This is a genomic window from Cupriavidus sp. UME77 (genome assembly GCF_014170355.1).
Classification (GTDB): Bacteria; Pseudomonadota; Gammaproteobacteria; order Burkholderiales; family Burkholderiaceae; genus Cupriavidus; species Cupriavidus basilensis.
Genome location: NZ_LZZU01000089.1, coordinates 1 through 8,112, shown reverse-complemented (window position 1 = coordinate 8,112; position 8,112 = coordinate 1). Strand labels below are relative to the sequence as shown.

7 protein-coding genes are annotated in these 8,112 nt (G+C 63.6%); 5 read left to right on the top strand and 2 right to left on the bottom strand.

Annotation, left to right across the window (positions count from 1 at the left end; translation table 11 throughout):
- Positions 1 to 1,013: 1,013 nt before the first annotated feature.
- Positions 1,014 to 2,219, bottom strand: a complete 1,206-nt coding sequence (locus tag A9975_RS33735) for a urate hydroxylase PuuD (protein WP_183036533.1) — start codon at positions 2,217 to 2,219, stop codon at positions 1,014 to 1,016.
- A gap of 31 nt (positions 2,220 to 2,250) precedes the next feature.
- A complete protein-coding gene (gene uraH, locus A9975_RS33730; protein WP_043344662.1) occupies positions 2,251 to 2,604 on the bottom strand; it encodes a hydroxyisourate hydrolase in 354 nt (117 codons plus the stop codon).
- Between the two features lie 313 nt (positions 2,605 to 2,917).
- Between uraH and A9975_RS33725 the strand changes: the two genes are divergently transcribed.
- The 5 genes from A9975_RS33725 to A9975_RS33705 all read left to right on the top strand — a co-directional run bounded on the left by A9975_RS33725 (position 2,918) and on the right by A9975_RS33705 (position 8,074).
- Positions 2,918 to 3,661, top strand: a complete 744-nt coding sequence (locus A9975_RS33725; protein WP_150986223.1) for a GntR family transcriptional regulator — start codon at positions 2,918 to 2,920, stop codon at positions 3,659 to 3,661.
- 150 nt (positions 3,662 to 3,811) lie between these two features.
- Positions 3,812 to 5,218 carry a nucleobase:cation symporter-2 family protein gene (locus A9975_RS33720; protein WP_043344656.1) on the top strand — a complete coding sequence of 469 codons (1,407 nt, stop codon included), beginning with the start codon at positions 3,812 to 3,814 and terminating at the stop codon, positions 5,216 to 5,218.
- Between the two features lie 48 nt (positions 5,219 to 5,266).
- Positions 5,267 to 6,217, top strand: coding sequence for an allantoinase PuuE (gene puuE / locus A9975_RS33715; protein ID WP_183036534.1), 951 nt, complete (start codon positions 5,267 to 5,269; stop codon positions 6,215 to 6,217).
- Between the two features lie 20 nt (positions 6,218 to 6,237).
- Entirely contained in the window at positions 6,238 to 6,756 is a 519-nt protein-coding gene (gene uraD / locus A9975_RS33710; RefSeq protein ID WP_183036532.1) for a 2-oxo-4-hydroxy-4-carboxy-5-ureidoimidazoline decarboxylase, read from the top strand.
- A 232-nt stretch (positions 6,757 to 6,988) separates the two neighbouring features.
- A complete protein-coding gene (locus A9975_RS33705; protein ID WP_150986225.1) occupies positions 6,989 to 8,074 on the top strand; it encodes a porin in 1,086 nt (361 codons plus the stop codon).
- The last annotated feature ends 38 nt before the right edge of the window (positions 8,075 to 8,112 follow it).

Below are 8,112 nucleotides of genomic sequence, written 5' to 3'. Positions count from 1 at the left end.
GGCTATACGACGTTGCTCTGCGGGGTTGGTCGCTGTTTGTTTGAGCGGCGATGGCTTTTGGACGCAAAAACCATACGACATCCCCCTGCGGGGGCTGCCGGTCACTTTTCTTTGACCGGCAAAGAAAACTAACGAAAAGAAAGCCGCCCTGCCGGGGGCAGAGCAATAAGGCTTATGTGGGGCGGTGGTTGCGTCGTACGGCCCGGAGTGTTGGCTGGCGTGCCCAACCGGCTTGGAGGTCATCGCTACGGCATGACCCTATGGTCACGTGGTGGTGCCCCTGATCGCTTTGCTCGGTGCGCGTTCTGGCATCTGCCGTTCGCGGTGCGCAGCACCACGATCCTGCCTGCCTCGGTGGTTTCGTGGTTTTGTCTCTGGCGGCGGGCGCCCGGCCATTTGATGCCCTGCCGTACCGGCGCGAGCGGTACCTTGCTTCACCCCCCTCTGGTTTCGTGGTGGGCACCGTGGCCCGTCCGCGAGGGCCGCGCTCACACACGTTCGGACATCACCGCGCTCGTCCTCCAAGACAAAACCACGAAACCAGCCACACCCGAAACGGCGCAGCACTTCGCCTCGCGAACGGCAGATGTGGGAATGATCACCGCAAGCGAGGTCAGGGGCTGCACGACGTAACCCATTGGTCATGCAGAAATGATGTCCTTGGGGCCGGTAGGATTCGCCAGCCAACACTCCGGGCCGTACGACGCAACCACCGAGGCCCAAACAGCCTTATTGCTCTGCTCCCGGCAGGGCGGCTTTCTTTTCGTTAGTTTTCTTTGCCGGTCAAAGAAAAGTGACCGGCAGCCCCCGCAGGGGGATGTCGTATGGCACTTGGGTCCAAAAGCCAACACCGATCAAAGAAACAGCGACCAACCCCGCAAGGGAGATGTCGTATGGCTCTTGGGTCCAAAAGCCAACACCGCCCAAAAAAACAGCAACCAACCAAGCAAGAGCGATCACCGATGCCCGATAACAGACCCGCCTCTCGGCCGGGCCCGTCGATCCCCATCAAATCAGTTGGTCGTCTTGGCGCCAGCCTCAAACCACTGGCCCAGCAACGCACGCTCGTCATCCGTGATCTGCGTGACGTTGCCAAGCGGCATGGCCTTTTGCTGCACCGCCTGCTGGTAGATCATCTGCGCATGCGCCTTGATCTCGTCGGCGGTATCGAGCTTGATGCCCTTGGCGGCGCTCGGCATCAACTTTGGCGCCGCGGCATGGCACTGGATGCAGCGCGAATTGATGACTTCCTGCACCTGGGTGAAGCTCACCTTCGCGGGAGCCGCACCGTCCTTGCTGGCGACCGCCTCACGCGGCACCGGCGCGATCATCACCGCGACCACCGCCAGCACGGCCACGCCGGCGGCGGGCCATGCGACGTTGATCTTGCCCTTGTGCTTGAGGATGAAGAACTGGCGAATCAGCACGCCGGCCAGCATGATCAGCACCAGCACGGCCCAGTTGTACTTGTAGCTGTAGGTCATGCTGTAGTGGTTCGACAGCATGGCGAACAGCACCGGCAGCGTGAAGTACGTGTTGTGCACGCTGCGCTGCTTGGCGTTCTTGCCATGCACCGGATCCACCGGGTCGCCCGCGCGCAGCGCGGCAACCACCTTGCGCTGCCCCGGGATGATCCACACCAGCACGTTGGCGCTCATGATGGTCGCGATCATCGCGCCGGTCAGCAGGAATGCCGCGCGGCCGGAGAACACGTGGCAGGCCACGAACGCGGCCAGCGCCACGTAGATCGCCACCAGGATGCCGACGGTGCGGTCGCTCTTGCCGAACACGCGGCAGATGCAGTCGTACACCACCCAGCCCACGCCAAGATACGACAGCGCAAACCCGATCGCCGCGCCCGGCGACATGTCCATCACGTTCTTGTCGATCAGGAACGTGCTGGCGTTGAACAGGTACAGCACCACCAGCAGGCCGAAGCCGGTCATCCAGGTGGAATACGACTCCCAGTAGAACCAGTGCAGGTTCTCCGGCAGCGTCTTGGGCGCGCTCAGGTATTTCTGCGGGTTGTAGAACCCGCCGCCGTGCACGGCCCACAGTTCGCCGCCCACGCCCTTGTCCTGCAGGTCGGGGTCGTCGGGACGGGTCAGGCTGTTGTCCAGCCAGACGAAATAGAACGAGGAACCGATCCACGCGATCGCCGTGATGACGTGCACCCAGCGCAGCAGCAGATTGGCCCAGTCGAGGATATAGCCTTCCATGTCTTGTCTCCTTTATTGCCCGTTGCCGCGCTTAGCTGCCACGGTAGGTCGAGTACGACCAGGGGGAGACCAGCAGCGGCACGTGGTAATGCGCGCTGGTGTCGGCAATGCCGAAACGCAGCGTCACCACGTCGAGGAAAGCCGGCTCGGGCAGCTTGGTGCCCTGGGTGCGGAAATAATCGCCGGCGCCGAATTCGAGTTCGTACACCCCGACCGCCATGGTGTCGCCATCCAGCAGGGGCTGGTCGCAACGGCCATCGTGGTTGGTGACGACTGTCTTCAGCGTCTCCTTACGATTGTCGACAATTTTATGCAGGGTAATCGACATGCCGGCGCCGGGCGTGCCGGCTGCGGTGTCGAGTACATGTGTGGTCAAGCGTCCCATCCTGTTCTTCCTTAGGGCTTTGGGTTGTGAGAGGCGCCGCTGCCTTCACTAGCACCATTTGTGGGAATGGTGCCCGCTCGGTACGTATTTCTAACGCATCCCGGCGCTGGACTGGTGCATGGCGACAATGCTTCGCACCACTCCGGATGGCAACTCAGGAATTACCCTGACTTGTCGAAAACCTAGCTCGGTTTTGTTGACAATATTGCCGTGCCAACCAAATAATTGTCAACAATTTTTGGGGCGCGCCACCTTGCTTCACCCCGCTTACACGGCGCGCTGCTCCCCTCCTCACCGATACGCTGGTGCCAAGATGTCCAAGAGTCTCAAGCTGATCGCCGGTGCCGATGACACCGCCGCCCCGACCGAAATCAAGCCCGCGCGCAAGGGTTCCGTCGAGGAGCGCATGTATCACGAGATCTATGACGCGATCATGGAGCACCGTCTGCCCCCGCGCACCAAGCTGACCGAGCACTCGCTGTGCGAAATCTATGCCACCGCGCGCCACACGGTGCGCAAGGTGCTGGCGCACCTGGCCGCCGACGGCATGGTGGACCTGGAGCCTAACCGCGGCGCCTTCATCGCCAGCCCCTCCACCGACGAGGCGCACGACATGTTCGAGCTGCGCCAGATGCTGGAGCGCGCAGTGCTGGAGAAGCTCGCCGGCATGCGCGACGTCAAGCGCGTGATCGCGCCGCTGCGCAAGATGGTTCAGGCCGAGCGCCAGGCCTTCCTCACCAATGAGCGGCCCAAGTGGATCCGCCTGTCGGCCGAGTTCCATACCGCGCTGGCCGAGCTTTCGGGCAACGCGCTGCTGGTCACCATGATGCGCCGGCTGGTGTCGCGCACCACGCTGATGATCGCCAGCGTCGAGGCGCCGGGCAATAACGCCTGCTCATTCGACGAACACGAAGAGATCCTCGACGCACTGGAACAGGGCGATGCCGCCCTGGCCCAGAGCCGCATGGCGCACCATCTCGGCGCTTGCGCCGACCGCGTGCAGCCCGATGAACCGGGCAATTTCGATCTTCGCAGCGTGCTGGGTCACTCCACCTAGCAGGTTGTTCCCGCTGCCAACCTGCGGCCAAGGCCCGATTCCTGCTCATGAGAAACGCGTCCCCGACGATGCGCGAAGCCGGAGTCACATACCGAGAGCCACCCCGCCCGGCAGCGTTCCCATCAAATCCAAAGGAGAGGAGACACATCCATGACTAGCGCTAGCACCACGGTCACAACGGACCAAACCAACGAGCGGCTGCCTTCGGGCCGGCTGCTTGCGCTCGGCCTGCAGCACGTGCTGGTGATGTATGCCGGTACCGTCGCGGTGCCGCTGATCATCGGCGGCGCGCTCAAGCTGCCCAAGGATCAGCTCGCCTTCCTGATCAATGCCGACTTGTTCGCGGCGGGCCTGGCCACGCTGATCCAGGCGTTCGGCTTCTGGAAGTTCGGCATCCGCATGCCGGTCATGATGGGGGTGACCTTTGCCTCGGTGGCGCCGATGATCGCCATCGGCTCCGACCCCAACGTGGGCCTGCTGGGCATCTACGGCGCGGTGATTGCCGCGGGGGTGTTCGGCATCCTGGTGGCGCCGCTGATGGGACGCATGCTGGGGCTGTTCCCACCAGTCGTCACCGGCACGGTGATCACGCTGATCGGGGTGTCGCTGATGCGGGTGGGCATCAACTGGGCGGCCGGCGGCCAGCCCACCACCCGTGCCGTGATCGACGGCGTGGTCAAGGATGTGCCAAACCTCGCCTATGGCGACCTGGGCAACCTGGGCATCGCGGCGCTGGTGCTGGTGGCGATCCTGTTGCTGAGCAAGTATGGCCGCGGCCTGATCTCCAACTGCGCGGTGCTGCTTGGCATCGTGATCGGCACCCTGGTGGCGATGGCGCTGGGCAAAGTCTCCTTCGAAGGCCTGAGCGACGCCAGCGCGATCGCGCTGATCACGCCGCTGCACTTCGGCATCCCGACCTTCGACCTTCCGGCCATCCTGTCGATGTGCGTGGTGATGCTGATCACGCTGGTGGAATCCACCGGCATGTTCCTCGCGCTGGCCGACATCACCGGCAAGCGCCTGTCCAACGAGGACCTGACCCGCGGCCTGCGTGCGGATGGCCTTGGCACCGTGATTGGCGGCGTGTTCAACACCTTCCCCTACACCTCGTTCTCGCAGAACGTGGGCCTGGTGACGGTGACCGGCGTGCGCTCGCGCTATGTGGCGGTGGCCGGCGGCATCATCCTGATCGGCCTGGGCCTGTTCCCGAAGATGGCGCACATCGTGGCCTCGGTGCCGCAGTTCGTGCTCGGCGGCGCCGGCATCGTGATGTTCGGCATGGTGGCCGCCACCGGCATCCGCATCCTGGGCTCGTGCGATTTCAACCGCAACCGCTTCAACCTGTTCATCGTCGCCATCTCGATCGGCTTTGGCATGATCCCGACGCTGGCGCCGACCTTCTTCCAGTACCTGCCCAAGTGGACCGACCCGTTCACCCACAGCGGCATCGTGCTGGGCACCATCGTGGCAGTCGTGCTCAATGTCTTCTTCAACGGCATCCAGTCGCGTGAAGAAGCCATGCGCAACGCCGCGGCCAACTCGCACGGCACGGAATAAGTCCAGCCGGCGGCGGCCGGCACAGTTTCCTGAAGAACCATGACCCTGATGACAAGCCACAACTATCCACGCGATCTGATCGGTTACGGCAGCCAGCCGCCGCACGCCCGCTGGCCGGGCGGCGCGCGCATTGCGCTGCAGTTCGTCCTCAACTACGAAGAGGGCGGCGAAAACAACGTGCTGCACGGCGATGCCGGCTCCGAACAGTTCCTCTCCGAGATCATCGGCGCGGCGGCTTACCCCGACCGCCACATGAGCATGGAGGGCGTGTACGAGTACGGCTCGCGCGCCGGCGTCTGGCGCATCCTGCGCGAGTTCGAGCAGCGCGGGCTGCCGCTGACGATCTTTGGCGTGTCAATGGCATTGCAGCGCCATCCGGAGCTGACCCGCGCGTTCGTCGCGCTCGGCCATGAGATCGCCTGCCACGGCTGGCGCTGGATCCACTACCAGGGCATGGACGAAGCCACCGAGCGCGAGCACATGCGCATCGGCATGCAGATCATCAAGGAGCTGACCGGATCGCTGCCACTCGGCTGGTACACCGGCCGCGACAGCCCCAACACGCGCCGCCTGGTGGTGGAGCACGGCGGGCTGCTGTACGACTCGGACTACTACGGCGACGACCTGCCCTTCTGGACCGAGGTGGAAGTCACCGGCGGCGAGAAGAAGCCTCACCTGGTGGTGCCCTATACGCTCGACTCCAACGACATGCGCTTTGCCACGCCGCAAGGCTTCAACACCGGCGAGCAGTTCTTCCAGTACCTCAAGGACGCCTTCGACGTGCTCTACGCCGAGGGCGATCCGCAGGGGCTGGACCGCCCCAAGATGCTGTCGGTCGGCATGCACTGCCGCCTGCTGGGCCGCCCGGGCCGCATGCGCGGGCTGCAGCGCTTTCTCGACTACGTGCAGGGACACGACAAGGTCTGGATCTGCCGGCGCGTGGATATCGCGCGCCACTGGGCCGAAACCCATCCCTACTCCGCACAGAACCACGCCTAAGCCGAACGATAAGCCGAACCATGAGCCAGACCTACACCCTCGACCAACTCAACGCCCTGCCGGCCGCCGACTTCATCCAGGCGCTCGGCGGGATCTATGAACACTCCGCGTGGGTGGCGCAAGCCGCCGCCGCGCAGCGCCCCTTCGCCCATGCTGCCGCGCTGGCCGACGCCATGCGCGCCATCGTGGACGGCGCGGGCGATGCCGCCCAGATCAAGCTGGTGCGCGCCCACCCGGAGCTGGCCGGCAAGGCCGCCGTGCGCGGCGAGCTGACCGCCGAATCCACCCGCGAGCAAAGCGGCGCCGGCCTGGACCAGTGCTCCGCGGCGCAATTCGAACAACTGCAGTCGCTCAACCGCCAGTACAACGAGAAATTCGGCTTCCCCTTCATCCTGGCGGTGCGCGGCTACGACCGCGCCGGCATCATCGGCGAGTTCGCAAGGCGCGTGAACAACGAACCGGCCGCAGAGTTGCAAACTTGCATCAACCAGATCCACCGCATTGCGCAATTCCGCCTGAACGACTTAGTATCCGGCTGAGCCAAAAAAGCAGCTGGTTCGTTAGCCCTGCGTTACCCCTGCCGCACCACCGATTTACCACCGGTTTACCACTGACTTACCCATGCTGCTGTAACGGGCAGAGGCCGGACCGAGCCCAGGTCCGGCGCCTGCCTGGCACCAAATCAAGCTCGTAGAGCAAAGAAAGCTAATAGAACCCGTCAGGGACCCAGTACACAAAGAACGCAACGGATCAACCACGGAGAAACCCACAATGCATAAGCAGATCAAGCCGGCCCTCAAGCTGGCAGCGATGGCGGCAGCCCTTTTCAGCGGCGCGGCCATGGCGCAATCCAGCGTCACGCTGTACGGCCAGGCCGACATGTTCGTCGGCGGTGTCAAGAACGTCGGCGCCGCCAACCGCGCCTATGTCGCCAATTCGGGCGGCATGCAGACCTCGTACTGGGGCATCAAGGGCACCGAAGACCTGGGCGGCGGCACCAAGGCCATCTTCGACCTGAACGGCTTCTTCCGCACCGACAGTGGCTCCTCGGGCCGCTTCAACGGCGACTCGATGTTCAGCCGCAATGCATTCGTGGGCCTGCAGAACGACAAGCTGGGCACCATCAAGCTGGGCCGCAACACCACGCCTTACTTCGTGTCGACCATCCTGTTCAACCCGCTGATCGACTCCTACGTGTTCTCGCCGATGGTGTTCCACACCTATTTCGGCGCCTCCACGGCCCGCGTGAACGACCCGGGCATCATCGGCGATTCGGGCTGGAACAACTCGCTGCTGTACTCCACGCCGAACTTCGGCGGCCTGACCGCCAACGTGATCTACTCGTTCGGCGAGAAAGCTGGCGCAACAGGCCAGAACAAGTGGGGCGGCAACCTGATGTACTTCAACGGCCCGTTCGCTGCCACGCTGGCCTTCCAGCAAGTCAAGTTCGACAGCACGCCGGGTGACGTGACCGCGTCGACCAGCCCGCTGCTGGTCGGCTTCAGCAAGCAAAATGCCGTGCAGGGCGGCGTGAGCTACGACTTCAAGATCGTCAAGCTGTTCGCGCAAGGCCAGTACATCAAGTCGGACATCAACAACAACGTCAACGGCGACATCAAGCACACCAACGGCCAGGTCGGCGTTTCGGTGCCGGTCGGCAATGGCAATATCCTGGCGTCCTACGCCTACGACAAGACCAAGAACTCGGTCGCGGACTTCAAGCGCAACACGGTGGCGGTCGCTTACGACTACAACCTGTCCAAGCGCACCGACGTCTACGCCGCTTACTTCTACGACAAGATCACCGACCTGTCGCACGGCGACACCTTCGGTGTGGGCCTGCGCCACAAGTTCTGACGCTTTCCCGTTGTCAACGGGAAGGCTACCCGCCCTCC

What these genes read in the sequence shown, in the direction of transcription:
- A9975_RS33705 (WP_150986225.1), top strand. Translation starts at nt 6,989, where the DNA reads ATGCATAAGCAGATCAAGCCGGCCCTCAAGCTGGCAGCGATGGCGGCA.
- A9975_RS33720 (WP_043344656.1), top strand. Translation starts at nt 3,812, where the DNA reads ATGACTAGCGCTAGCACCACGGTCACAACGGACCAAACCAACGAGCGG.
- A9975_RS33725 (WP_150986223.1), top strand. Translation starts at nt 2,918, where the DNA reads ATGTCCAAGAGTCTCAAGCTGATCGCCGGTGCCGATGACACCGCCGCC.
- puuE (WP_183036534.1), top strand. Translation starts at nt 5,267, where the DNA reads ATGACAAGCCACAACTATCCACGCGATCTGATCGGTTACGGCAGCCAG.
- uraD (WP_183036532.1), top strand. Translation starts at nt 6,238, where the DNA reads ATGAGCCAGACCTACACCCTCGACCAACTCAACGCCCTGCCGGCCGCC.
- uraH (WP_043344662.1), bottom strand. Translation starts at nt 2,604, where the DNA reads ATGGGACGCTTGACCACACATGTACTCGACACCGCAGCCGGCACGCCC.
- A9975_RS33735 (WP_183036533.1), bottom strand. Translation starts at nt 2,219, where the DNA reads ATGGAAGGCTATATCCTCGACTGGGCCAATCTGCTGCTGCGCTGGGTG.